This window comes from Oerskovia flava, from assembly GCF_026163685.1.
GTDB lineage: Bacteria > Actinomycetota > Actinomycetes > Actinomycetales > Cellulomonadaceae > Oerskovia_A > Oerskovia_A flava.
In genome coordinates, this window is the sequence record NZ_JAOXSR010000006.1 from 222,761 (window position 1) to 247,588 (window position 24,828).

General features: G+C 69.6%; 21 protein-coding genes. 9 read left to right on the forward strand and 12 right to left on the reverse strand.

Going from position 1 to position 24,828, the window contains the following annotated elements; all coding sequences use genetic code 11:
- Positions 1-76 precede the first annotated feature (76 nt).
- On the reverse strand, positions 77-2,164 hold the full coding sequence (gyrB, locus tag OHL10_RS12005; RefSeq protein ID WP_265522452.1) for a DNA topoisomerase (ATP-hydrolyzing) subunit B: 2,088 nt from the start codon (positions 2,162-2,164) through the stop codon (positions 77-79).
- A 504-nt stretch (positions 2,165-2,668) separates the two neighbouring features.
- Between gyrB and OHL10_RS12010 the strand changes: the two genes are divergently transcribed.
- On the forward strand, positions 2,669-4,348 hold the full coding sequence (locus OHL10_RS12010; RefSeq protein WP_265522453.1) for a hypothetical protein: 1,680 nt from the start codon (positions 2,669-2,671) through the stop codon (positions 4,346-4,348).
- 57 nt (positions 4,349-4,405) lie between these two features.
- On the opposite strand, the gene OHL10_RS12015 is transcribed toward OHL10_RS12010, so the two are convergent.
- The 7 genes from OHL10_RS12015 to dnaA form a co-directional block, all read right to left on the reverse strand.
- Entirely contained in the window at positions 4,406-5,656 is a 1,251-nt protein-coding gene (locus tag OHL10_RS12015) for an MFS transporter (RefSeq protein ID WP_265522454.1), read from the reverse strand.
- Positions 5,657-5,699: 43 nt separating this feature from the next.
- The gene (locus OHL10_RS12020) at positions 5,700-7,232 is read right to left on the reverse strand and encodes an HD domain-containing phosphohydrolase (protein WP_265522455.1); all 1,533 of its coding nucleotides are present in this window, start codon (positions 7,230-7,232) and stop codon (positions 5,700-5,702) included.
- Positions 7,233-7,259: 27 nt separating this feature from the next.
- On the reverse strand, positions 7,260-7,778 hold the full coding sequence (locus OHL10_RS12025; RefSeq protein ID WP_265522471.1) for a DciA family protein: 519 nt from the start codon (positions 7,776-7,778) through the stop codon (positions 7,260-7,262).
- A 61-nt stretch (positions 7,779-7,839) separates the two neighbouring features.
- Positions 7,840-9,045, reverse strand: a complete 1,206-nt coding sequence (recF, locus tag OHL10_RS12030; RefSeq protein WP_265522456.1) for a DNA replication/repair protein RecF — start codon at positions 9,043-9,045, stop codon at positions 7,840-7,842.
- A gap of 24 nt (positions 9,046-9,069) precedes the next feature.
- Positions 9,070-9,969: a phosphogluconate dehydrogenase (NAD(+)-dependent, decarboxylating) gene (gnd, locus tag OHL10_RS12035; RefSeq protein ID WP_265522457.1), complete on the reverse strand. Its 900-nt coding sequence runs from the start codon at positions 9,967-9,969 to the stop codon at positions 9,070-9,072.
- A gap of 57 nt (positions 9,970-10,026) precedes the next feature.
- Positions 10,027-11,157: a DNA polymerase III subunit beta gene (gene dnaN, locus OHL10_RS12040; RefSeq protein WP_265522458.1), complete on the reverse strand. Its 1,131-nt coding sequence runs from the start codon at positions 11,155-11,157 to the stop codon at positions 10,027-10,029.
- Positions 11,158-11,870: 713 nt separating this feature from the next.
- Positions 11,871-13,319: a chromosomal replication initiator protein DnaA gene (gene dnaA, locus OHL10_RS12045; protein WP_322645553.1), complete on the reverse strand. Its 1,449-nt coding sequence runs from the start codon at positions 13,317-13,319 to the stop codon at positions 11,871-11,873.
- A gap of 552 nt (positions 13,320-13,871) precedes the next feature.
- On the opposite strand from dnaA, the gene rpmH reads away from it, so the two are divergent.
- From rpmH to OHL10_RS12085, 8 genes are all read left to right on the forward strand, one after another.
- Positions 13,872-14,009 carry a 50S ribosomal protein L34 gene (gene rpmH, locus OHL10_RS12050; RefSeq protein WP_034225701.1) on the forward strand — a complete coding sequence of 46 codons (138 nt, stop codon included), beginning with the start codon at positions 13,872-13,874 and terminating at the stop codon, positions 14,007-14,009.
- Positions 14,010-14,015: 6 nt separating this feature from the next.
- Positions 14,016-14,381 carry a ribonuclease P protein component gene (gene rnpA, locus OHL10_RS12055; protein WP_265522459.1) on the forward strand — a complete coding sequence of 122 codons (366 nt, stop codon included), beginning with the start codon at positions 14,016-14,018 and terminating at the stop codon, positions 14,379-14,381.
- A complete protein-coding gene (gene yidD / locus OHL10_RS12060; RefSeq protein ID WP_322645554.1) occupies positions 14,378-14,716 on the forward strand; it encodes a membrane protein insertion efficiency factor YidD in 339 nt (112 codons plus the stop codon). The genes rnpA and yidD overlap by 4 nt, the downstream gene beginning before the upstream one ends.
- Before the next feature lie 56 nt (positions 14,717-14,772).
- Entirely contained in the window at positions 14,773-15,867 is a 1,095-nt protein-coding gene (gene yidC, locus OHL10_RS12065) for a membrane protein insertase YidC (RefSeq protein WP_265522460.1), read from the forward strand.
- 70 nt (positions 15,868-15,937) lie between these two features.
- Positions 15,938-16,462 (forward strand): Jag family protein, encoded by a 525-nt coding sequence (locus OHL10_RS12070; RefSeq protein WP_425499000.1) that lies wholly within the window; start codon positions 15,938-15,940, stop codon positions 16,460-16,462.
- A gap of 185 nt (positions 16,463-16,647) precedes the next feature.
- A complete protein-coding gene (rsmG, locus tag OHL10_RS12075) occupies positions 16,648-17,316 on the forward strand; it encodes a 16S rRNA (guanine(527)-N(7))-methyltransferase RsmG (protein WP_265522461.1) in 669 nt (222 codons plus the stop codon).
- 157 nt (positions 17,317-17,473) lie between these two features.
- Complete coding sequence (locus tag OHL10_RS12080) at positions 17,474-18,589, forward strand: ParA family protein (protein ID WP_425499001.1); 1,116 nt, start codon at positions 17,474-17,476, stop codon at positions 18,587-18,589.
- Complete coding sequence (locus tag OHL10_RS12085) at positions 18,586-19,794, forward strand: ParB/RepB/Spo0J family partition protein (RefSeq protein WP_265522462.1); 1,209 nt, start codon at positions 18,586-18,588, stop codon at positions 19,792-19,794. The genes OHL10_RS12080 and OHL10_RS12085 overlap by 4 nt, the downstream gene beginning before the upstream one ends.
- Positions 19,795-21,192: 1,398 nt before the next feature.
- On the opposite strand, the gene OHL10_RS12090 is transcribed toward OHL10_RS12085, so the two are convergent.
- The 4 genes from OHL10_RS12090 to OHL10_RS12105 form a co-directional block, all read right to left on the reverse strand.
- Positions 21,193-22,152 carry a D-alanine--D-alanine ligase family protein gene (locus OHL10_RS12090; RefSeq protein WP_265522476.1) on the reverse strand — a complete coding sequence of 320 codons (960 nt, stop codon included), beginning with the start codon at positions 22,150-22,152 and terminating at the stop codon, positions 21,193-21,195.
- Positions 22,153-22,348: 196 nt separating this feature from the next.
- On the reverse strand, positions 22,349-23,584 hold the full coding sequence (locus tag OHL10_RS12095; protein ID WP_265522477.1) for an aminotransferase-like domain-containing protein: 1,236 nt from the start codon (positions 23,582-23,584) through the stop codon (positions 22,349-22,351).
- A 158-nt stretch (positions 23,585-23,742) separates the two neighbouring features.
- Positions 23,743-24,111: a thioredoxin gene (gene trxA, locus OHL10_RS12100; protein ID WP_265522463.1), complete on the reverse strand. Its 369-nt coding sequence runs from the start codon at positions 24,109-24,111 to the stop codon at positions 23,743-23,745.
- On the reverse strand, positions 24,108-24,828 hold a 721-nt coding region (locus OHL10_RS12105; protein ID WP_265522464.1), incomplete at its 5' end, for an NAD(P)/FAD-dependent oxidoreductase. The genes OHL10_RS12105 and trxA, both read right to left, overlap by 4 nt.

Below are 24,828 nucleotides of genomic sequence, written 5' to 3' on the forward strand. Positions count from 1 at the left end.
GCGCCTGCATCGCGTCCTCGTCCGTGCCCGACGCCGTTCCGCAGGTCTTGCGCGGCGGTGTCGGGCAAGCCCTCACTCAGATGTCGAGGAACCTCACGTCCTTGGCGTTGCGCTGGATGAAGCTGCGGCGGGACTCGACGTCCTCGCCCATGAGGACCGCGAAGATCTCGTCCGCGGCGGCCGCGTCGTCGAGGTTCACCTGGAGCAACGTGCGGTGCTCGGGGTCCATGGTGGTGTCCCAGAGCTCGGAGTAGTCCATCTCGCCGAGACCCTTGTACCGCTGGATGCCGTTGTCCTTGGGGATCCGCTTGCCCTCGGCCTGCCCGGCGACGAGGAACGCGTCGCGCTCCCGGTCCGAGTAGACGTAGTCGTGCGCGGCGTTCGACCACTTCAGGCGGTACAGCGGCGGCTGCGCGAGGAAGACGTGACCGTGCTCGATGAGCGGCCGCATGTAGCGGAACAGCAGCGTGAGCAGCAACGTGCAGATGTGCTGGCCGTCGACGTCCGCATCGGCCATGAGGACGATCTTGTGATATCGCAGCTTGTCGAGATCGAAGTCCTCCCCGATCCCCGTCCCGAAGGCGGTGATGAGGGCCTGGACCTCCTGGTTGCCCAGCGCCCTGTCGAGGCGCGCGCGCTCGACGTTGAGGATCTTCCCGCGGATCGGCAGGATCGCCTGGTTGTGCGGGTTGCGCCCGCGCACCGCGGAGCCGCCCGCCGAGTCGCCCTCGACGATAAAGACCTCGCAGTCCGCCGGCTTGTTCGACTGGCAGTCGCGCAGCTTGCCCGGCATCCCGCCGGCCTCGAGCAGACCCTTGCGTCGCGTCGCCTCGCGCGCGCGCCGGGCGGCGAGCCGCGCCTGGGACGCCTGGATGGCCTTGCGGATGATGTCCTTGGCCTCGCCGGGGTGCGCGTCGAACCAGTCGGTGAGCTGGCTGCGGACGACCCGCTGCACGAACGACTTCGCCTCGGTGTTACCCAGCTTCGTCTTGGTCTGCCCCTCGAACTGTGGCTCGCCGAGCTTGATGGAGAGCACCGCCGTCAGGCCCTCGCGGATGTCGTCGCCCGTGAGGTTCTCGTCCTTCTCCTTGAGGTGCCCCTTGGCCCGCGCGTACTCGTTGACCAACGAGGTCATCGCCGCCCGGAAGCCTTCCTCGTGCGTCCCGCCCTCGGTCGTGGAGATCGTGTTCGCGTAGGTGTGTACAGACTCGGAGTAGGCACTTGTCCACTGCAGGGCGATCTCGACCGAGATCCGCCGCTCGGTGTCCTCCGACTCGAAGTCGATGACCTCGGGATGGATCAGCTCGACCTTCTTCGCCGAGTTGAGGTGCTTGACGTAGTCGATGAGGCCGCCGTCGTACTTGTACGACACGGTCCGCGGAGCGACCGCCTCCCGTGTCGTCCCGTCGTCGGTCTCGTCGCCCGGGACGTCCGTGCCGGTCACCTCGTCGCCCGTGTCCAGGTGCTCGGGCCGCTCGTCGGTCAGGTTGATCCGCAGACCCTTGTTGAGGAACGCGTACTGCTGGAAGCGGGCCCGCAAGGTCTCGAAGTCGAACTCGGTGGTCTCGAAGATCGAGTCGTCGGCCCAGAACGTCTGCGACGTGCCGGTCTCCTGCGTGGGCTCACCGCGCTCGAGCTCGGTCACCGGCTTGCCGCCGTCGGCGAACGACTGCCGCCAGGAGTACCCGTCCCGGCGGACCTCGGTGAGCACCCGGCTCGAGAGCGCGTTCACCACGGAGATGCCCACGCCGTGTAGACCACCGGAGACCGCGTAGCCGCCGCCTCCGAACTTTCCGCCCGCGTGGAGGATCGTCATGACGACCTCGACGGTCGGCCTGCCCTCGGTCGGGTGCATCGCCACGGGGATGCCGCGCCCGTTGTCGACGACACGTACACCTCCGTCGGCCAGAAGTGTCACGTCGATGGTGTCGGCGTGCCCGGCGAGCGCCTCGTCCACAGAGTTGTCCACAACCTCGTACACAAGGTGGTGGAGGCCACGAGCACCGGTGGAGCCGATGTACATGCCCGGGCGCTTGCGGACCGCCTCCAGGCCCTCGAGGACGGTGATGTTGCTCGCGTCGTAGCCACCGCCCGAGCTCGCCTCCGGTGCGCCGTTCGGGGGTACGTCGGATGAGGGTCGGGTGGTGTCGATGTGGTCTGCCACGGGCGGGCGTGCTCCTCGTCGTCGTGCTCGTGATCCTGCCTGCGGGCGGGGAGAGTCCCCGTCTGAAGGCGTCGCACGGCTCATAGGTCCCGGGCCCGCGCCGACTCGTCCGGCGCGGGTGGGGGACATGCCCCGCAGGCCGCACGGACGGGCGACGACACGACCCGGAATGACCTGCCCAGTCTACCCGTAGCACGCAAAAAACCGTGGATCTTCTGCGGATCCGGCGTGCAGGCGCGCAGCAGATCGTTCATCGGCGCGGCGCTGTCCCGCGAAGTTCTCCACAGGGTTGTCCACATGGTCATCGATCGGTACGGCGCGGGTTGTCCTCGCGTCTGCACAGGTGGCTCTCAGGTGAACTTATGTCGGACCTATACCGACTTGAGCCAAGAGGTGATGTAATACCACACACCACCTGACCCCGCACGCCGAACGACCTGCGACCGCTGCCCCCGGGGGTGCTTCGGGGTGCTCGGCGCCCACCTCGGAAGGACCCACCACCTCGTGAAGAAGTTCCTGGCCGGCACCCTGGCAACGGTGCTCGCCGTCGGAGGCCTCGCCGTCGCGACCGCGACGCCCGCCTCCGCCCACACGCCCAGAATCTCCCCCACCTGTACCGAGCTCTCGGTCGACCTCACCCAGTACGCCCAGCAGGGCAACACCGTCACCGTGACGATCGACGACGAGGTCGTCGAGGAGTCCGAGTTCGGACGCTCGTTCCGCGGCACCTACGCGATCCCCGACCCCGCGGTCGCCTCCGAGTGGGAGGTCGACATCGTCGCGTCCGACGACCGCCGCGGCAAGCGGGGCTGGACCCGGACCGAGTCCGGCACGACGACGCCCTGCGTCGACGAGACCGCGCCGGACACCGGCAAGGAGGTCGGCCTCTACGTGTACAAGAAGCTCGACCCCGCGGAACCGCCGTCGTGGGAGAACTCCGGCCGCCAGACGCTCATCGAGCACCGCCCCGGCAGCGAGTGGTTCACCGAGCTCCCGGGCGACCTGCCGACCTTCGTCTGCGGCCCGGGCTGGGCGGCGCAGCAGGACATCGTCCACCAGGACGGCAGCTTCACGTGGCCCGAGTTCCTCGAGTACCCGCACGTGACGCTCGGCTCGGCGCTCCTGGACTGGCGCCACCACGACCTCGACCAGCTCGTCGCGGTCCCGGACTGCGAGTCCGACGAGGTCCGGCTCGCGCCGGCACCGGAGCCCCGTGCGATCGACGTGTGCGGCACCGAGGACGACCGCATCATCGCGGAGGACACCGAGGACTACACCTACACGACCGAGCAGCAGGACGACGGCACGGTCACGGTCCGCGTCTCCGCCCGGCCCGGCGCGGAGTTCCCCGAGGACGCCGAGACCGAGTGGTCCTTCGAGATGACCGACGAGGCCTGCGCCGACGACGTCGCCCCCGCGATCCCCGAGCCGCCCTTCGTGGTGGACCTCTGCGGGATGGACGAGGACGGCTTCTGGCTGCCGGAGGACTCCGCGGAGTTCACCTACGACGTGACCGACGACACGCTCGTCGCCTACCCGGCCGCCGGCATGACCTTCGGTGAGGACCTGGACGGCTACGTCGTGTCCGAGGACGGGACGTACGCGACCTTCGCCCTCGCCGACGACCTCTTCACGGACGAGCCGTGCGACCTCGTCCCGGGCGACATCGGCGCCGTGTGCGTCGGGGACGTGCCGTTCCTCGGCTACGAGATCTTCCTCCCCGAGGGTGCGTGGACCGACGAGGAGAACCCTCTGACGATCACGTTCGAGCACCCGACCGGCGGCGAGGACTACGTCGTCGAGGGGCTGCCCCTCGCGGGTGACCTCCTGTGGCCGGGCGCCTCCGACGTCGAGCCCTTGCAGTGGCCCGGCTGGGAGCGGCTCGAGGACGGGTCCTACGTCGAGACCGACGAGAACTTCGCCTGGACCCGCGCCGGTGTCACCGTGCACTTCGAGGTGAACCCGGACTACTCGACGTCGATCGAGTACCCGGAGCCGACCGCGGACTGCGCCAACCCGCTGCTGACGGACGACCCGGCCGTGCCGGTCTCGTCCGACGGCGGCGAGACCCCGGGCCTGGCCGCGACCGGCACGACGGTGACCGTCGTCGCCGTTGTCGCCGCGTTCCTGCTGCTCGGCGGGATCGCCCTCGTCGTGATGGTTCGCCGTCGCGCGCGGGTCTGATCAGACAGACGGACTGATCTGACAGTGACCGACTGACCGGGCGGAGGCCCGGTGCCGTCACCCCCGTGACGGCACCGGGCCTTCGTCGTCCCTGCGTCCGCGCCGCCCCCGGGTGAGGTGCAACCCGAGGGTCCAGACGCCGCCGAGCACCGCGAGCCCGCCGGCGGCAGCGAACGACCACGGGACGCCTGCGCCCTGGGCGACGAGCCCGAGCACGATCGGTCCTCCGCCGAGCCCGAGGTCGAGGAAGACGCTGGCCGTGCCGGCGGCCGCGCCCCGGTCCGCGGGATCCGCGGCGGCGAAGATCGCCGCGAAGAAGGCGGGGGTGCAGAAGGCGACGCCGACCGCGAGGACCGCGGTGCCCACGATCATCCCGGCGACGGTCGCCCAGAGGGCGACCAGGACCAGACCTCCGGCCATGAGCACGAGCGCACCCGCACCGAGGAGCAGCGGCGGCACGGCGTCCGGCACCCGCGCGAACACGATGCGGCACACCACGACCACCGACCCGTAGACGCCCAACGCGGCGCTCACCGGCACCAGTCCGATCGCGCCCGCGTGCAGCGGGGCGAAGGCGAGAAAGCCGCCCATCGCGACGACCGACGCGAGGAAGCCGAGGCCTGGCGCGACCGACGGCCGGTGCACGAGCGGCCCGGGGACGGAGCGCTCGGCGGAGCGCGGCCGCGTCTCGCCGACCCGCAGCGCGAGCACCGCCGCGACGACGGAGAGCGCGGCCGCCGCGTACCAGCCCGCTGCCGTCCCCAGGGAACGGACCGTCAGCTCACCGAGCGCGGGCCCGAGCGCGAGGCCGACGTACAGCCCGAGCGAGTTGTAGCTCAGGGCCTCGCCGGTGCGCCCGCGAGGCGCCAGGTCGGCCAGCGCCGCGAACGAGGCCACCACGAAGGCCGCCTCGGCGACGCCACCACCCGCGCGGAGGACGACCACGAGCCCGAGGGCGTCCACGTGCGCCGTCGCGGCGAGCATCACGGCGCCCAGGAGCGCGCCCCCCACGAGCAGCGGACGGCGGCCGTGGCGGTCGGCCGCGCGGCCGGCGAGCGGCCGGAGCACGAGCGCGGCGAGCGCGAAGACGCCGAACGCGAGACCGGCACCTGCGAGGTCGGAGCCGACCGGTCCCGTCACCGTCGTCGGCAGCGTGTAGATCGTCACGCCGACCGCGGTGAAGTAGGCGAGATCCGCGAACGACAGCGCGAGGAACGCCGGGGTGAGGAGGGGCTCGGAGGTCGTGCCCGGCGCCCGGGCGACCAGGGCCGCGGGGACGCGGGTGCGGGTGCGGTCGTCGGTGGTCATGCCTCCAGCGTCGCGACGCACCACCCGCGGGACATGGGTAGGACTACCGGGATTCCTCGACCAGCCCGTGCCGCATGGCATAGAGGGCCGCGGCGGCACGGGTCGAGACCCCGATGCACTGGTAGACGTCCTGCACGTGGTGCTCGGCCGTCCGTCGCGAGATGACGAGGTCCCTCGCGATCTCCCGGTTCGTCAGCCCACGGCCGAGCAGGCGCAGGACCTCGACCTGGCGGGCCGTGAGCCCGCCCGTGCGGACGGGACGGCCCCGGACCCTGTCACCGGAGGCCTCGAGGACCGCACGCACGGCGTCGGCGTCGAGGGCGCCGGCGGCCGCCTGAGCCGTCAGTCGTGCGGCGGCCTGCGCCGTGGTGAGTGCCGGACGGCGCGGCCCGGCCTCCACGAGGAGCTGGTAGGCGTCCGCGGCCGCCAGGACCCTCGCCGGCATCGAGAGCTGGGCGGCCGTCACACCGCGGTGGAACCCGCTGCCGTCGCACCGTTCGTGGTGCGCACCCGCGATCCGCGCGACGTCGCGCAGCTCAGGTACCCGCGAGAGGAGGCGTTCGCCGTGGTACGGGTGCAACCTCACCTGGTCTTCCTCCGACCCGGTCAGCGCCGTGCGCTTGTCCCAGATCCTGCTGGACACCCCGACCCGGCCCAGGTCGTGCAGGTGCCCGGCCAGACGCACCGACCGCGCGTCGTCGTGCAGACCGAGCCGGCGCACGGCCTCCTCCGCGAGGTGCGCCACGGCCGAGGAGTGCCCGTGCAACCACGGGCTCTTGAGGTCCACGAGGTCCCCGAACGTCGCCGCGACCTCGACGACCGCGTCCGGGCCGACGAGGCGGACCGGGTCCGGTTCCGCGTCGAGGGCGGCCTGGTACGCGTCCAGGTCGGCGATCCCGTCGAGCAGTCCCTCACCCGTCCCGACGAACGCCTCCGCGAGCACCGGGTCCAGCGTCGAACCACCTCGTCGGGCGACCTCGTCGAGGGCTCGACCGATGCCGTCCCGCAGGGCGAAGAGGACCCCGGTGGAGGCGACCTGCACGATCCTCGTCCGGCGCGGGACCTGCTCACCGGACCACGGCGGGTACCCCGACCCGTCCCACGCGCACAGCACCGCCTCGAGGCCGGTGACCACCGTGGCGGGGAGATCGAGGCGGCGTGCCGCCGTACCCGCGACCTCGCACGTGGCGACGGGCGCCGCGGCATCCACCGCGCGCCCCGAGGTGATCGTCGTCGCCAGGACCCGCGCCGTCGAGCGTCCCGTCGCCTCCGCGAGGCCCGGGACCCACGTCCGCAGCACGTCGCGCGGGTCGTCGAACCGGGTGACGACCGACAGCCGCACGGCCGCGACGTCGTCGCCCCAGACGCGCGCGTTCTCGTGGGCGTACGCCGTGCACCCGACGTGCTGCAGGAGCGAGACGTACAGGACGTCCGCCACCTCGTCGTCGTGGCAGCCGAGGGCGCGCGCGAACCGCGCCGCGACGACGCAGCGCTTGAGCGCCTCCTCGAGCGGCGCCCCCGTCCCCAGGTCGGTGACGACCGACAGCCCGCCGAGGAGCCCGAGCAGCCGGAACACCTCTTCACCATGGCACAGGTGCCGGGGTCAGCCCCAGGTGTCGCGCGGTCCGCGCCCCCGCACGGACCGTGGGCCCTTGCGGAAGCTCGGTCCGGCCGGGCCCAGCACCGTGACGGTCTCCACGACGCCCTCGCCGACCTCCTGCGCGAGCCGGTCCAGCAGCCGGGGGACCAGCAGCCGCACCTGCGTTGCCCACGCGGTCGAGTCCGCCCGAACGATGAGCACCTTGTCCTCGAACGTCTCCGGGGTGCAGTGGTCGGCGACCTGGTCGCCGACCACGTCCCGCCAGCGGCCGATCACGCCGCCGACGGAGACGTCCGCGACCCAGTCCCGCTGGTGCAGGAGGTTGGCCAGCACGTCGGCGACCCGCTGCGGGTCGCGGACTCCCGGACGTGCGCCCGACGACGGCGGGTCGGCGAGCACACGACGACGCGGCTCCTGCCCGGGGCGCAGTCCTTTGGCGCGGGCCGCGGCCTTCGCCCTGTTCAGGGCCGCTTTGGCGACCTGCGCGGGCGGGGTCAGGTCGACGACCTCCCCGACGGGCAGACCAGACGCCCTGGACGGCTCCTCGGGCGGCTCCGGGGCATCCTCGTCGGGTCTCTCCGGCTCACGCACGACGCACCGTGCCGTCCTCGACGTCGAACCGCGCGCCGTCGAGCTGAACCGGGACGTCCTCCGGTACCGCGGCAGTGATGAGCACCTGGCCGGCGCCCGCGACGAGCTCGGCGAGACGCGTGCGACGCCGCACGTCGAGCTCGGCGAACACGTCGTCGAGGATGAGGACGGGCTCCCCGTCCGGCCCCCAGTCCGACGCCCACAGCAGCGACTCCAGGTCACCCGGCGGGCCGTCCGTGAGCAGCCGGTAGGACGCCAGCCGCAGCGCGAGCGCGAACGACCAGGACTCGCCGTGGCTGGCGTACCCCTTGGCGGGCAGTCCGCCGAGGGTGAGGACGAGGTCGTCCCGGTGGGGGCCCACGAGGTTCACCCCCCGCTCGACCTCCTTGCTGCGCGTCCGCGCCATGGCCTCGAGCATCTGCTGCTCGAGCCCCTCGACCGTGCGGGGACCCTCCGGGGCGGGTGGCTCGCCCTCGTCGGCCAGCGCGGCGTCGACCGACGACCGGTAGCCGATCTCCGCGTCCCCCTGCCCTGCGCTGACCTGCTCGTACGCGGCCGCCACGTACGGGCGCAGGGCTGTGACGAGCTCGGCGCGCAGCGCGAGGATCTCCGCGCCGAGCGTCGCGAGCTTGGCGTCCCAGACGTCGAGCGTGCGCAGGTCGGGGCTGCCGGAACGGGACCGGGCCGCGGCGCCGGCCGACTTCAGGAGCGCCCCGCGCTGGCGCAGCACCCGGTCGTAGTCACCGAGCAGGCCGGCCACCCGCGGGACGAGCAGCACCGCGAGCTGGTCCAGGAAGCGCCGCCGCCCGTCGGGGTCGCCCTTGACGAGGGCGAGGTCCTCCGGGGCGAAGAGCACGGTGCGGGCGATGCCGAGCACGTCCCGGGGACGGGGCGCCGGGGCGCGGTTGATCCGCGCACGGTTCGCCTTGCCGGCGGTGATCTCGAGCTCCACCGTGCTGGCCCGGTCGCCCCGGACGATGCGTGCCCGCACGACGGCGCGGGTGGCGCCGGCACGCACCAGCGCCGCGTCCGTGGGCACCCGGTGGCTGGCGAGCGTCGCGACGTACCCGATCGCCTCGACCAGGTTCGTCTTGCCCTGCCCGTTCGGCCCGACCAGGGCGTTTACGCCGGGCTCGAGCTCCAGGTCGACGTTCTCGTAGGACCGGAAGTCGACGAGAGACAGGTGGGAGACGTGCATGGGTCCTCGAGAGCCGCGGGCGCGTCAGGCGGGTGGTGCGGGCTTCACCGCGTGCCCACCGAACTGCTGGCGCAGCGCCGCGACGGCCTTCATGGCCGGCGAGGCACCCTGGCGCGAGGAGAACCGGGCGAAGAGCGCCGCCGAGATCACCGGCAGCGGGACGGCGGAGTCGATCGCCTCGTCGACCGTCCAGCGTCCCTCTCCCGAGTCGTCCACCCAGTCGCTGATCGCGCCGAGCTCGGGGTCCTCCTCGAGCGCCTTGACGAGCAGGTCCAGCAGCCACGACCGCACGACCGTGCCACGGCTCCACGCCTTGAGCGTCCCCGGGACGTTCGTGACGATGTCCTTGGCCTCGAGCAGCTCGTAACCCTCGGCGTAGGCCTGCATGAGGCCGTACTCGATGCCGTTGTGGACCATCTTGGCGTAGTGCCCGGCGCCGACCTCGCCGGCGTGGACGAACCCCTCCTCGCGCGGCCCCTCCGGGCGCAGCGCGTCGAAGACCGGCATGACGTCCGCGACGGTCTGCGCGTCACCGCCGACCATGAGCCCGTACCCGTACTCGCGGCCCCAGATGCCGCCGGAGACGCCGACGTCGAGGTAGCGCACCCCATGAGCCGACAGCTCCTGCGCGTGCAGGACGTCGTCCGTGTAGTGGGAATTCCCGCCCTCGATGATCGTGTCGCCCTCGTCGAGCAGGCCGCCCAGCTCGGTGACGACCGCGCGGGTGATGGGACCGGCCGGCACCATCACCCACAGGACACGACCAGCCGGAGGCAGCGCGGCGACGAGCTCGGCGAGCGTCGCGACGTCGGACACCTCCCGCTGGGTGTCGTACCCGGTGACCTCGATGCCGGCCGCGCGCAACCGCTCGCGCATGTTGGCGCCCATCTTGCCGAGACCGACCAGACCGATGTGCGTGACCATGGAGTGCCTCCCAGAGCGGTCAGGTACGGGGGAATCCGCGGCACGTCCGCGGAGACGTCAGCTGGCGAACCGGATGGGGACCAGCAGGTAGCGGTAGTGCGAGGAGTCCTCGCCGTCCAGGGACTCCTGCCCCGTGAACTCGACGGGCTTGTTCGGGTGCGTGAAGCTCAGGCGGACGAAGTCGGTACCGAGCGCACCGAGCCCGTCGAGCAGGAACGACGGGTTGAAGGCGACGGAGATCTCCTCGCCCACGAGCACCGCCTCGAGGGCCTCCGACGCCTGCGCGTCGTCACCCTGGCCGGCGTCGAGCACGACCTGGCCGTCGGTGAACGACAACCGGATCGGCGTGTTGCGCTCGGCCACCAGCGCGACACGCTTGGCCGCGTCGATGAGCGGAGCCGTGGGGACGACGGCGTGGATGGGGGTCTCGTCGGGGAAGAGCCGGCGCACGGCCGGGTAGTCGCCGTCGACGAGCTGCGACGTCGTGTGCCGGCCGCCCGCCTCGAAGCCGACGAGGTCGACCCCTGACCCGGTCGAGAGCCCGACGTTGACGAGCCCCGAGGACCCGAGGGACTTCGCGACGTCGTTGAGGGTGCGTGCCCGGACGAGCGCGACGGCCGAGTAGTCGGGGGTCACGGGCGTCCAGGTGAGCTCGCGCAGCGCCAGGCGGTAGCGGTCGGTGGCGAGCATCGTGATGCGCTCGCCCTCGATCTCGACGCGCACACCGGTGAGGAGCGGGAGCGTGTCGTCGCGGCTCGCCGCCACGGTGACCTGCGCGACGGCGTGGGTGAGCTCGTCGCCCGAGACCGTGCCGGAGAGCTCGGGCATCGTGGGCAGTGCGGGATAGTCCTCGACCGGCATCGTCAGGAGGGTGAAGCGGCTGGCGCCGCACGTGACGATGACCTTGTTCCCCTCGACCGCGAAGTCGACCGGCTTGGCCGGCAGGGAGCGCGAGATCTCGGCGAGCAGACGACCCGAGACGAGGACCGTGCCCGGCTCGCTGACCTCGGCGGGGATCTCGGACCGTGCCGAGACCTCGTAGTCGAAGCTCGAGAGACCGATCGTCCCGACCGCGTCCGCCTCGATGCGGACCCCTGCGAGGACCGGCGCCGGTGGGCGGGTCGGCAAGGTGCGAGCCGTCCAGGTCACGGCGTCTGCCAGGACATCACGCTCAACCCGGAACTTCATCCCACACCCTCTCGTCCGTGGACACGATCTTCACATGTCGGGCTCCGCTGCGCATGCGGCGCAGCACGGTGCACGTCCTGTGGATGCACCCTACGCGAGGAGCGGGACGGGAGGAACCTGAGGTGAGCGGCGTGGGCGTCGGTCCTGGCTTCCGTTCCAGCCGCAGCGGGCGAGTTGGCTCCGGTGCCCTGATGAAGGCGTGTGGATTCTTCCCGGTAGAGATGAGTCGTCATCGTCATCGGTGCTGTGCAAACCGTGGATAAGCGGTGTTCTTGCAGGTCAGAGGGTGTTTTTAGGTGTGGACCGCGCAGTGAGGTTGGCTGTGGGAAAGTCGGAGGTCCTGTGGGCGACGAGTTATCCACCACAGGCGGTCCACCGATTCACGGGGCACCGTCCACACCCAGAGGCCAGTCGTCCACAGTTATCCACAGCACTGTGCACAGCTGTGAACATTCGTCCTATGGCTACCTGCGTGTTTGTCCACGGACATCTCCACAACGCTGGGGAAACCTGTGGTCAACTCTGCCGCCCTCGGCGTGCGCCGGGAGGGAGGGCACGCTGATCGGCGTCGTTCCGGGGGACTGGTACCCACAGCACCCTCCGATCTGTACACACCCCTGTGGACAACAGTGTGCGACGCCGAACAGGCGGTTGCTCGGCACGGGAGAGCATTCGTGCCGAGCAACCGCCTGTTCGGCAGGGTCGAGAGGGGATCAGCCGCGACGCTGCTGCTTGATCCGGCTGGTGAGCTCGGTGACCTGGTTGTACGTCGACCGGCGCTCGGCCATCTGCTCGGTGATCTTGCGGTTCGCGTGCATCACCGTGGTGTGGTCGCGGCCGCCGAACTGCTGGCCGATCTTCGGCAGGGACAGGTCGGTGAGCTCCCGGCAGAGGTACATGGCGATCTGCCGGGCCGTGACGAGCACCCGTGACCGGGAGCTCCCGCAGAGGTCCTCGATCGTCAGGCCGAAGTAGGCGGCCGTCTGGGCGATGATCGCGGCCGGGGTGATCTCCGCGGTGTCCTCGTCGGTGATGAGGTCCTTGAGCACGATCTCCGCGAGCGGCAGGTCGACCTGCTGGCGGTTGAGGTTCGCGAAGGCCGTGACCCGGATCAGTGCGCCCTCGAGCTCCCGGATGTTCGTCGAGATCTTCGAGCCGATGTAGGACAGGACGTCGTCCGGCGCGGCGAGCCGTTCGTTGCTCGCCTTCTTGCGGAGGATCGCGATGCGGGTCTCGAGGTCGGGCGGCTGCACGTCCGTGATGAGGCCCCATTCGAACCGCGACCGCAGCCGGTCCTCGAAGCCGTTCAGCTGCTTCGGCGGCAGGTCGGACGTGATGACGACCTGCTTGTTGGCGTTGTGCAGGGCGTTGAACGTGTGGAAGAACTCCTCCATCGTCTGCTCCTTGCCCTGCAGGAACTGGATGTCGTCGATGAGCAGGACGTCGACGTCCCGGTAGCGGCGCTGGAACGCGCCGGCCTTGCCCTCACCGATGGAGTTGATGAAGTCGTTCGTGAACTCCTCCGAGTTCACGTAGCGCACCCGGACGTTGGGGTACAGGTTGTGGGCGTAGTGCCCGATCGCGTGCAGCAGGTGCGTCTTGCCGAGGCCCGAGTCGCCGTAGATGAACAGCGGGTTGTAGGCCTTGGCGGGTGCTTCCGCGACAGCGACCGCGGCTGCGTGCGCGAACCGGTTGGACGAGCCGATGACAAAGGTCTCGAAGATGTACTTCGGGTTGAGCCGGCTGGGCTCGGCCTGCGGGCGCTGCGCCGGGCGCGGGGCGATCGGACGCTCGGGGAACGCGGTGTAGTCGTCCAGGTCGTCCATGTCGTCAGGATCGACCGGCGGGCGTTCGACGGCGGGGCGGGACGCGGGGGAGGACACGGGGTCGGAGCTCAGTTCCGGGTCGACCGTGATGCCGAAGCGGATCTCGCGCCCGAGCGAGGAGGACATGGCCGTGACGAGCTCGTCACGGACCCGGGTCTCGAGGTAGGTCCGGGTCTGCTCGTGCGGGACGGCGATGAATACCGTGTCGTCGAGGATCGCCATGGGCTTCGCGAGCTTGATGAAGGCGATCTGGCGCGGAGTCATGTCCGGGCTCGACTCGAGGACCGCGATGGTCTGAGCCCAGACGTCGGCGATGTTCTCGTCTGGGTGGGCCACGTGGCGTTCCTTCGGCGTCGCGCCCGGGTGACTCGGGCGAGGATCGGCGTGCTCTGGGTGGGGTCCGGCCCCGCTGAGAACGACGGAGCATCTGGTCCATCGAGATGACCTTCGGGATGACCGTCGAGATGGTGCGAGTGTGCCATGCTGACCCGTCATCCACATAGTTGTCCACAGCCTGTGCGTGACTAGCGCCTCGTACGCGACGCAGCAACTCGGGACGTGAAGAGCGGACGATCTTGCCCCGCGGTGAGCCCGAGCACGGGCAGGCCCGCGTGGAGCCGACGAGGGGTACGGAACGGGCATACCACGAGGGAGCTGATCGGGGAAAGCTCGGTTTGACCCCAGGGGTGCCCGCGGCGTAACGTCATACAGCCGTTCCAGGTACTTTGGCGCGCCCGTACGAACCTCTCCCACCGAGGCTCGGCTGTCGGGCGAACGCCGCACCCGGACTGGCACGGGGCAACCATCTTGGTCGCCCCGTCCTGTTGTAGCACTGCATCGTCGAGGACTTCAGACGGTGTACCTCCCCGACGTTTCTTGGAGTACCTCGTGAGCAAGCGGACTTTCCAGCCGAACAACCGGCGCCGTGCGAAGACCCACGGTTTCCGGCTGCGTATGCGCACCCGCGCCGGCCGCGCCATCCTGGCCGCCCGTCGTCGTAAGGGTCGCACCGAGCTCTCTGCCTGAGATCAGGTGCTCCCCGCGGCGCACCGACTGCGCCGTTCCGTAGATTTCGAACGGGCGGTGCGCCGCGGCGTGCGTGCTGGACGATCGACCGTGGTGGTTCACCTCGTGCGCGACGCGCAGGAGGACGAACCGCCGCAGGTCGGTTTTGTCGTATCTAAAGCCGTGGGGAATGCCGTGCAGAGAAACCGCGTCAAGCGTCGGCTACGGGCCGCTGCGTCGACGCACCTCGATGCGATGCCCCCAGGGGCTCACATCGTCGTCCGGGCGCTGCCTGCGTCCGGTGCTGCCGACTACTCCCAGCTCGATCGTGACCTGATGAGCGGGGTGGCACGCGCTGCTGACCGCTGGCAGTCGCGCGAGGCCGCACGATGACGGCTGCGGTCCGTGAGGACACGAGCCGGGAAGACCGCCCCGACGACCAGGACCACCACGGCGGTCCTGTGCGACGATGCGCACGCCTGCTCATGCGGCTGCCCGGCCTGGTGGTCGTCGCGCTGATCCGCGGCTACCAGATGGTCATCTCGCCCATGACGGGTCCCACGTGCAAGTACTACCCGTCGTGCTCCCACTACGCGCTGGAGGCTGTTCGCCGGCACGGAGTGGTGCGGGGCGGGGGACTCGCCGTCTGGCGTCTGCTGCGGTGCAACCCGTGGAGCCGTGGCGGTGTGGACGACGTGCCCGACGTTCGGGAGAAGCACCCGCACTAGTTCCCCGGGGACACCCGGAGGGACACGAGATGGTTGAAGGTTAGGGAGCAGTACGGATGGACTTCTTCGCGTTCCTCGCCCCGATCGAGTGGGCCGTGGCGTGGATCATGTACCTGTGCCATCAGGGCCTGGTGTACCTCGGCTTCTCCGACGGCGCGGGCCCAGGGTGGGTGCTGTCCATCGTCGGGCTGGTGATCATCATCCGTATCCTGCTGATCCCGCTGTTCTTCAAGCAGATCAAGGCGTCTCGCGGGATGCAGATGCTCCAGCCCGAGATGCAGGCGATCCAGAAGAAGTACAAGGGCAAGTCCGACCCGGCGTCGCGTGAGGCGATGAGCCGCGAGACGATGGCGCTGTACCGCAAGCACGGGACGAACCCCTTCGCCTCCTGCATGCCGATCCTCCTGCAGTCCCCGATCTTCTTCGCGCTGTTCCGCGTCCTCAACGGCCTGGTCCCGATCTCGGACGGCCGGAACGACCCGATCGGTCCGATCGACGCCTCCGTCGCCCGGGCCATCGAGAGCTCGACGATCTTCGGAGCCCAACTCTCCGACGTCTTCGTCCGGACCGACAGCCTCCAGACGCGACTCGTCATCGCGGTCCTGATCATCGCGATGTGTGCGACGACCTTCTTCACCCAGCGCCAGCTGACGATGAAGAACATGCCGAAGGCAGCCCTCGAAGGGCCGATGGCCTCGACGCAGAAGATGATGCTGTACTTGTTCCCCCTGATCTTCGCGATCTCCGGTGTGAACTTCCCGGTGGGTGTGCTCGTCTACTGGACGACGACGAACCTCTGGTCCATGGGTCAGCAGTTCTACACGATCAAGCGGATGCCGGCTCCCGGTTCCGAGGCCGAGAGGCTCCTCAACGAGCGCAAGGCTCGCAAGGCCAAGGCCAAGGGCATCGTCGAAGAGGCGCCTCCTGTCATCGAGCAGCCGCGTGGGCAGCGCCAGCAGCCGAAGCGGAAGAACCGTCAGCGCACCGTCGGGCAGGACGGCACCAAGCCGCGCAGTGAGCCCGCGGCGGACGCGAGCGCGAACGGTGCTGCGGACAGCGCGAGCGAGGACTCGATCGAGGACGCTCCGAGCACGGACGACGACAAGCCTGACGCGGCTCCGCCGAAGAAGCCCAAGAAGCCGAAGAAGTAGTAGCCCGACCCACCTCGAGCAGCAGTCCGGGCCAACACCCTGGGACGCTCCGTGAGATTGCCAAGGAGTCATGATGACGTCGACGGATACGCCAGTGCCCGCTGAAGGTCCGATCGAGGAGAACACGACCCTCGAGGAAGAGGGTGAGATCGCGGCCGACTACCTCGAGGAGCTGCTCGACATCGCGGATCTCGATGGCGACATCGAGATCGACGTCGAGCATGACCGCGCTGCCGTCGAGATCGTCACGGAGGACGAGGGATCGCTCAGCCAGCTCGTCGGTGCTGAAGGAGAGGTGCTGGACGCTCTGCAGGAGCTGACGCGCCTCGCTGTGCAGACGCGCACGGGGGAGCGCAGCCGGCTGATGCTCGATGTGGCTGGGCATCGGGCGGAGCGGCGTCGAGAGCTGACCGCCCTGGCCGAGGCGGCGATCGCCCGTGTCCGCGAGTCCGGCTCTCCCGAGAACCTTGCGCCGATGAACGCGTTCGAGCGTAAGGTCGTCCACGATGCTGTGGCGGCGGCAGGCCTCACGAGCGACTCGCAGGGCACCGACCCTGCCCGCTACGTCGTGATCCAGCCAGCAACTGCCAGCTAGAGGTTCGAGACGACACAGCCACTTCACAGCCGCGTCATGTTCCACGTGAAACAGGGCGCGGCTGTGGCGTGTCACGGGTAGGACGAGGTACACCGCGTGGGTGGCCTGTGAGAGCGCGAACCGGTTCGGGCGTTTCACGTGGAACACGACGGCCGTGGTCGATGGAGTCAGAGGGAAGGAAAGAGATGTCTGATGTGACGAGCGACGACTACCCGCAGGAGGCCCTGGCGACGTCCGCTGCTGTCGCCGAGTACTTCGGTCCTCGGCTGGACGCCGTCAGCCGCTTCGCGGAGATGCTGCACGATCAGGGTGAGCTGCGTGGGCTCATCGGACCGCGCGAGGTCCCGCGGATCTGGGAACGCCACATCCTGAACTCCGCAGCGGTGACGCAGTTCCTTCCCACGACGGGAACGATCGCCGACATCGGCTCTGGGGCAGGCCTCCCGGGAATCGTCATCGCGATCATGCGCCCCGAGGCTCAGGTCATCCTCATCGAGCCGATGGAACGCCGGTGCGCATGGCTCGAAGAGGTCGTCGCCGAGCTCGGACTCACGAACGTCGAGATCAAGCGTGGCCGGGCGGAGGAGTTCCACGACGCGTTCGAGTGCGACGCGGTGACCTCCCGTGCGGTCGCCGGACTCGACAAGCTGGTGCGGATGTCGATGCCACTGGTCAAGTCCGGTGGGCAGATGGTGGTACTCAAGGGGAAAAATGTCGCGCAGGAGATCGACCCCGCGCGCAAGGTGCTACGGAAGCTGCGTGGTCGCGAACCGGAGATCCTTGAGGCCTCGACGGTTCCCGGTGTGGAGATCACGACAGTGGTCCGCATCGTGCGGCAGACTGGGGGCCGCTGAGGCTCCACCCTCGGTCCCACCGGGTTCGGACGGATGCCGATGGGGGAGCGCTCTCCGCGCGCTCACGTGATCGTGTGCAGAACACGGAAGCGGCATGGCGCGCGGGCCGGTGTACGTCACGCATGCTGTACTGGTGAGTCGAACGAGGGAGTCAGGTGTGAGCGAGGGTTCCGACGGATCCGATGAGGCAGTCGCCTCCCGGGACTTTCAGCGCGATGGACAGGCCAGCGCCGGCTCGTCGGGGGACGACCAGCGTCGACGCGACCTGATGGCGAGCCTTCCGGACACCGACGACTCCACACCACTCGCCGCACAGCTGGCGATGGATGCCCGTCGACGGATCGAGCTCCACGGACGGCAGTTCCCGCGGCCGGAGCGAACCCGTGTGATCACGGTGGCCAACCAGAAGGGTGGCGTGGGGAAGACGACCACCACGGTCAACCTCGCTGCAGGGCTGGCGCAGGCCGGACTCAACGTCCTCGTTATCGACAACGACCCGCAAGGCAACGCCTCGACCGCGCTGGGTGTCGACCACCGTGCGGGAACGCCGTCGGTCTACGACGTCCTGGTCGACGGCGCATCACTCGCGAGCACCGTGCAGCAGTGCCCTGACATTCCGACGCTGTGGTGCGTGCCGGCGACGATCGACCTTTCCGGTGCGGAGATCGAGCTGGTCTCGCTTGTTTCACGTGAAACGCGCCTGCGCCGAGCGGTCGACGAGTACCTGCAGGAGCGCGTGGAGGCTGGTCAGGACCCCATCGACTACGTCCTGGTCGACTGCCCCCCGAGCCTTGGTCTGCTGACCGTGAACGCCTTTGTGGTGGCGCGTGAGGTACTGATTCCGATCCAGTGCGAGTACTACGCGCTCGAAGGGCTCAGCCAGCTGCTCAAGACGATCGAGCTCATCAAGGCGCACCTCAACCCCCGGCTCCACGTGTCGACCATCCTCCTCACCATGTATGACGGGAGGACGAACCTTGCGCAGCAGGTCGCGAGCGAGGTGCGCACGCACTTCCCGGACCAGACGCTGAAGACGACCGTGCCACGGTCGGTACGCATCTCGGAGGCTCCGAGCCACGGGCAGTCGGTGATGACCTACGACCCGGGTTCCACCGGGGCTCTTGCCTATCTGGAAGCGGCGCGCGAGGTCTCGGAGCGCGGTGCGCGCGGTGGTCGTCCACCTGAGCATCACACAGGCGCAGCGAACGGCGGCACGTCCGAGTCGGGCGTTCGCCCTGATGAGGCGATCATGAACCACGAGGAGGCACGATGAGTGAGAAGCGGCGGGGACTGGGCCGGGGACTCGGTGCGCTGATCCCGACGAGCCCGGAGGGGAAGCGTCCCGTCGACGTGTTCTTCCCGCCGGCACCGGAGGGTGAGGAGTCGGGGAGGTCCACAGGGGAGGGGCAGCCCGAGCACCAGGCGACGACGGTGCTGACCGTCGAGCGTGATGGAGCGTCGGCCGACCCGGCATCCGTCGACACCTTCGACGCGGATTCGCTCCAGGACGCCTCCAACGGTGACGGGTCGAGCGACCGGGTCGATGAAGAACTGCGATCGAGCGACAAGGACACGGCCGTTGGTTCCAACGGTGTTTCACGTGAAACGGAGCGGCCAGCACCGGCCGTGAGCGACGATCATCTCGTGCCGGTTCCTGGCGCGACGTTCGCCGAGCTCCCCGTCGACCTGATCCGCCCGAACTCCAGGCAGCCACGAACGGTCTTCGACGAGAGCGAGCTGGAAGAGCTCATCGGGTCGATCGCCGAGATCGGCGTCCTCCAGCCGGTCGTGGTGCGCCGCGATCCCGACCAGGCCGGCCGCTTCGAGCTCATCATGGGCGAGCGCCGGCTCCGTGCGACGCAGGCCGCCGGCCTCGAGGTGATCCCGGCGATCATCCGTGACACGGACGACTCGGACCTCTTGCGCGATGCTCTGCTGGAGAACCTTCACCGCAGTGCCCTGAACCCTCTGGAAGAGGCCGCGGCGTACCGTCAGCTGTTGGACGACTTCGGCTGCACGCATGAGGAGCTCGCGACTCGGATCTCACGCAGCCGACCGCAGATCTCCAACACCCTGCGCCTCCTTCGCCTGCCTCCCCTGGTGCAGCGACGGGTCGCCGCTGGTGTGCTGAGTGCTGGCCACGCCCGCGCGCTGCTGGGTCTCACCGACGGCGGAGAGATCGAGCGACTGGCACAGAAGATCGTCTCCGAGGGGCTGTCAGTCCGTGCGACGGAGGAGATCGTGGCGCTGGGTGGTTTGACCAGCCGTCCGGACCCGGTGCGCCGACCCCGGGCCGGGCAGCGGAGCGCGGCGATCGACGAGCTCGCGTCCAGACTGTCCGACCGGTTCGAGACCAGGGTCAAGGTCGACCTCGGCAAGAACAAGGGGCGTCTGACCGTGGAGTTCGCCTCCGTGGAGGATCTCAACCGGATCCTCGACGTGATAGCCCCTGAGGATCCAGGTCTTCTGAAGAAGTAGATGGACGACCTGAACCCACTCCGCCGTGCGGGGTGGGTTCAGTGCTGTACACCTGAGCACCTGAGCACATGGCGCGGGGGAGTGGTGGACCCGCACGCTGAGCCAAGCGTCTTCCGGTCGTACGGTTGGTGACGAGGAGAAGAGAGCCCGGTTCCACGTGAAACATGGGCGCTGGTCCTCGCCTCGCACGTCGCGACACAACACAGACCGTGAGGCGCTGTCTCGGCGTCTGGTGCGGGAACCTGCGCGAGGAGAGCAGTACGACGGCGCCCCCGCCATGACGCTAGCGCCGCATGCCGGGCTCTCCGGATTCCATGCGTCCGATAGCCGTCCGGCGGTGCATCTCACCGGACGGTCGCTCAAGGAGAAGACGACCTGGTGACCAGCGAGTGCCCGCGGGGCCACGCACCGGACTGACCTGCGCCGATGATCGCCGGGCCACTAGGGACGGGCATCGTCCTCAGGGCGCGACCCGCTGTCGCCGAGCTCCGTGAGGGACAGATGGTCCTCCGTGGCACGGTGCGCGATCCACCTGCTGTGATCTACAGTCCCGTGGCCGGCGCGGGTGAACAGATCCTGGTGGGGGCGATCTGCCACGGACCTCTCGCTAGTTTCAGACGACGCGACCTGGTCGCGGTCTGCGACTCGGCCTTCTGACCACAGCCCGTAGCTCACAGCTCACGGCCCCAGGGTCCTGGGGTCCGGTCCAAGGCGCCAGATCCTGCCGCCGCGATTCCGGCATTCTCGACCGTGGACCGTGGACCGTGGACCGTGGACCGTGGCCCTGTGCCCGCGAAGCCGGCCAGACGCCGGGGGTGTGGGGGAGGGGTGGCGAGATCTGCCCTCGCGAGCAGCGATATGGAGCTCGAGTTCGGGCAGGTCGTGATCAGGTGTCACGTCGCGACATCTGAGGAGGAGCCTGTGCTGATGTCTGCGCGGACTGAGGGGGCGCGGTCGGAGCAGTGCCGTGGACGCGCAGCCGTAGACGCGCTGCCGTGCGCTGCGAGGGTCAGTCGCCTGGTCCCTGCGACGCCACGGGTGCCTATCGGGCGCCCTGGGCAAGGACGGAGACACGTAGCTGCCCATGTTCCACGTGAAACACGGGAAGAGCGCGGAACCTCTAGGGTCCCCTGCAGAACGCGCGCGACGACTTCGTCCGTTCCACGTGAAACACCGTCCGACCCACCCTGCCTGATGATCCTGCTGACGGGGACAGCAGCGTTCCACGTGAAACGTCGCGACTGAACGAGTACCGAAGAAGCCACCGGCGGGCGTCGAGACGCTCTGCGAGCCCTGCGGTGACCTCCAGGAGGCATCCGTTCCGCACGGCAACTCATCGAGCCGGGCAACAGACCGGCGGAACGGTCACGTCCTCCGACATCGTCGCGGAGCGGCGCCTTACGCGGGCAGGCAGCCTCGGACGAGGGACCTGTAGAGAGCGGGGAGCTCGAGTCCTGCGGCGCGTGCGGCCTGGGGGAAGAGGGACGTCTCTGTCATCCCTGGTGCCACGTTCACCTCGAGGAACTGTGCGACACCGTCCTCGTCGAGGATGAGGTCGGTCCGGGAGAGGTGCCGCAGGCCCAGTGCCTGGTGCGCACGGACAGCGACTTCGGAGACGTGCTCCGCGACGTCCTGCGCGAGCCGTGCGGGCGCGAAGTACTCGGTCCGGCCGGGGTTGTAGCGCGCGTCGTAGTCGTACGGGCCGTCGGTGACGATCTCGACGGCAGGGAAGGCGACGGGCCCCTCCGGGCCGTCGACGACGCTGACGGCGAGGTCGGTGCCCTGCACGGCCTTCTCGAGCAGCGCGACGTCTCCGTACGAGAAGCAGTCGACCATCGCGCGGGCTAGCTGCTCGGGGCGCTCCACGAGCGTCACGCCGAGCGACGAGCCGCCGTGGGTGGGCTTGACCACGAGGGGCAGGCCGAGCTGCTTGACGATGGTCTCGAGGACGGGCTGTGCACCCAGCTCGCGGAAGAGGCTCTGGGGGAGGGTGACGTAGTCGGGGGTCGCGATCCCGGCGGCCAGGGCGACGCTCTTGGCGATGGGCTTGCTCCAGGCGGTACGGCTCGCCCGGGGCCCGGTGCCGACGTACGGGACGTCGAGCAGCTCGAGGATGTCGCGGATGGACCCGTCCTCACCGCTGGCGCCGTGCAGCAGCGGCCAGACGACGTCAGGCTGTGCCTGGCGAAGGAAGGGCAGGAGGTCGGCGTCGACGTCGTGGATCGTGACCTCGACACCGGCCGCGCGCAGCGCCTCGGCGACGCGCCGGCCGGAGCGCAGGGAGACGTCGCGCTCGTGCGAGAGGCCCCCGGCAAGGATGACCACGTGCTCGCCGACGGGGACGAACGAGTCGTCCACCGTGATCGGGCGCCACGAGGGTGTCGTGTCGGTGTCCTGCTGCCCGGAGGTGGCGGTGTTCTCGTCCACTGCGGTCTTCCTTCCGAGGACGTCGCCGCCCTGTTCGTCTGCATCGATGGTGGTCGCCCCTGCATCGCTCGAGCGGACACGAGTCCTGCGTCGGTACGCCGAGGAGTGCGCGTCCGGTCGAGCGGGGTCAGGCGAGGTCGGGGGAGGGGCTGTCGACGTCCGTCAGGTCCGGGTCCAGGTCGGCGCCGGTCCCGAAGATCTCGACGAGCTCGCGCTCGGCGTTCACCACACCGGCGAATCGCCGGACCCCTTCGCGGATACGGTCCGGCGTCGGGAAGCAGTAGGAGAGCCGCACGTGGTCCGCGCCGCTGCCGTCGGCGTAGAACGCCGTCCCGGGCACGTAGGCGACCCGGGAGGTGACGGCACGAGGCAGCATCGAGCGGGCGTCCAGTCCGTCGGGCAGCCGGACCCAGGTGTAGAAGCCGCCGTCAGGGACGGTCCAGGACGCCGAGGGAAGGTGTTCGGCGAGTGCGCCGATCATCGCGTCCCGCCGCTCCCGGTAGAGCTCGCGGAACTGCTTGATCTGGCCCTTCCAGTCGCAGGTCTCGAGATACGCAGCGATGGCCAGCTGCGAGGCGTTCGACGGGCACAGGATCGCGGACTCGCTCGCGAGGACGAGCTTCTCGCGGACGGCGTGGGGAGCCACGACCCAGCCCACCCGGTAGCCGGGGGCGAAGGTCTTGGAGAACGAACCGAGGTAGAGGACCCCGTCCTCGTCCATGGACCGCATCGCCGGCAGCGGTTCACCGGAGAAGCCCAGCAGGCCGTAGGGGTTGTCCTCGATGACGAGGACACCGAAACGCTGGGCGATCTCCAGGACGCGCGGACGGCGCTCGGCGGAGAGAGTGACACCGGCCGGGTTGTGGAAGTTCGGCACGGTATAGAGGAGCTTGACACGTTTGCCCTGGCTTGCGAGGGAGGTGAGGGCTTCCTCCAGCGCCTCGGGGACGAGCCCGTGCTCATCGAGGGGCACGTGCACCACGTCGGCCTGGTAGGAGCGGAACACCCCGAGGGCCCCGACATAGCTCGGAGCCTCGGCGACGACGACGTCGCCCGGGTCGATGAAGATCCGGGTCACGAGGTCGAGCGCCTGCTGGGAGCCGGTGGTCACGACGATGTCGTCGGGGTGGCAGTCGATGCCCTCGAGGCGTACGACGTCGACGATCTTCTCCCGGAGGGTCTCGTCGCCCTGACCGGAGCCGTACTGGAGCACGGTCGTGCCGCGCGTCGCGACGAGACGTTGCATCGTCTCCGCGATGGTGTCGAGCGGCAGGCCCTCGAGGTAGGGCATCCCGCCGGCGAGCGAGACGACCTCAGGCCGGTTGGCGACCGCGAACAGGGCGCGGATCTCCGACGCGCGCATCCCGTGCGCTCGCTCCGCGTACGCCCCGAACCAGGGGTCGAGTCGTGTTCCGCCGCTGGCGGACTGCGCGGGAGGTGTCGTCGGCGTGCTCACCGGCCCAGTCTCGCACGGTGGATCGGGGGATTCCGTGAAGAGACCGGGTCGTGAACGGCGCGAGATCAGGCGAGGAGGGTGTCGATCTCCTCGACGAGGGCTCGCTTGGGGCGTGCACCGATGATCGACTTCACGAGCTCGCCGCCCTTGTAGAGGTTGAGCGTCGGGATCGAGACGATGCCGTAGGCCGCGGTGGTCTGCGGGTTGGCGTCGGTGTCGAGCTTGGTGATCTTGATCCGGCCGGCGTACTCCTCGGCGAGCTCCTCGAGGATCGGGGCGACCTGGCGGCACGGGCCGCACCAGGTGGCCCAGAAGTCGACCAGGACAGGGATGTCGGAGTCGGTGACCTCGGCGGCGAACGTGTCGTCGGTGATGGCGACGGTCGCGCTCGGGTAGCCGTCTGTGGTCGTGGTCTCGGTGTACGGGGTGCTCATCGGATCTCCTCCAGTGCGTGGGGCAGGTTCTCAGGGTCTGGGGTCGCCGGTGTGCCGGCGAGGTCTTCGGCACCGGCGGCGTCGGCCAGCTCGGTGAGGTAGCGCTGGGCGTCGAGGGCTGCGGCGCAGCCGGACCCGGCAGCGGTGATGGCCTGACGGTAGGTGTGGTCGACCGCGTCACCGCAGGCGAACACCCCGGGCAGGTTCGTGGCCGTGGTCCGCCCGACCACCTGGATGTACCCCTCGTCGTCCAGATCGACCTGACCGGCCACGAGCTCGGTGCGCGGGTCGTGCCCGATCGCGACGAACACCCCCGTCGCGTCCAGCACCCGCTCCGCACCGCTCACCGTGTCACGCAACGTCACCGAGGAGACCTTGTCCGCCCCCGAGATCCCCACGACCTGCGCGTTCCACACGAAGTCGATCTTCGGGTCCGCCTGCGCCCGATCGACCATGATCTTCGACGCCCGCAACGCATCCCGACGATGCACCACCGTCACCCGCGAGGCGAACCGCGACAAGAACGTCGCCTCCTCCATCGCCGAGTCCCCACCACCGACCACCACCACGTGCTGATCCCGGAAGAAGAACCCGTCACACGTCGCGCACCACGACACCCCACGACCCGACAACCGCTTCTCATCAGCCAGGCCCAGCTCCCGGTACGCCGACCCCGTCGCCAGCACCACCGACCGCGCCCGCCACGACGCACCATCA

What these genes read in the sequence shown, in the direction of transcription:
- OHL10_RS12015 (WP_265522454.1), bottom strand. Translation starts at nt 5,656, where the DNA reads ATGACCACCGACGACCGCACCCGCACCCGCGTCCCCGCGGCCCTGGTC.
- recF (WP_265522456.1), bottom strand. Translation starts at nt 9,045, where the DNA reads ATGCACGTCTCCCACCTGTCTCTCGTCGACTTCCGGTCCTACGAGAAC.
- gnd (WP_265522457.1), bottom strand. Translation starts at nt 9,969, where the DNA reads ATGGTCACGCACATCGGTCTGGTCGGTCTCGGCAAGATGGGCGCCAAC.
- dnaN (WP_265522458.1), bottom strand. Translation starts at nt 11,157, where the DNA reads ATGAAGTTCCGGGTTGAGCGTGATGTCCTGGCAGACGCCGTGACCTGG.
- yidD (WP_322645554.1), top strand. Translation starts at nt 14,378, where the DNA reads ATGACGGCTGCGGTCCGTGAGGACACGAGCCGGGAAGACCGCCCCGAC.
- yidC (WP_265522460.1), top strand. Translation starts at nt 14,773, where the DNA reads ATGGACTTCTTCGCGTTCCTCGCCCCGATCGAGTGGGCCGTGGCGTGG.
- OHL10_RS12070 (WP_425499000.1), top strand. Translation starts at nt 15,938, where the DNA reads ATGATGACGTCGACGGATACGCCAGTGCCCGCTGAAGGTCCGATCGAG.
- rsmG (WP_265522461.1), top strand. Translation starts at nt 16,648, where the DNA reads ATGTCTGATGTGACGAGCGACGACTACCCGCAGGAGGCCCTGGCGACG.
- OHL10_RS12085 (WP_265522462.1), top strand. Translation starts at nt 18,586, where the DNA reads ATGAGTGAGAAGCGGCGGGGACTGGGCCGGGGACTCGGTGCGCTGATC.
- OHL10_RS12095 (WP_265522477.1), bottom strand. Translation starts at nt 23,584, where the DNA reads ATGCGCGCGTCGGAGATCCGCGCCCTGTTCGCGGTCGCCAACCGGCCT.
- trxA (WP_265522463.1), bottom strand. Translation starts at nt 24,111, where the DNA reads ATGAGCACCCCGTACACCGAGACCACGACCACAGACGGCTACCCGAGC.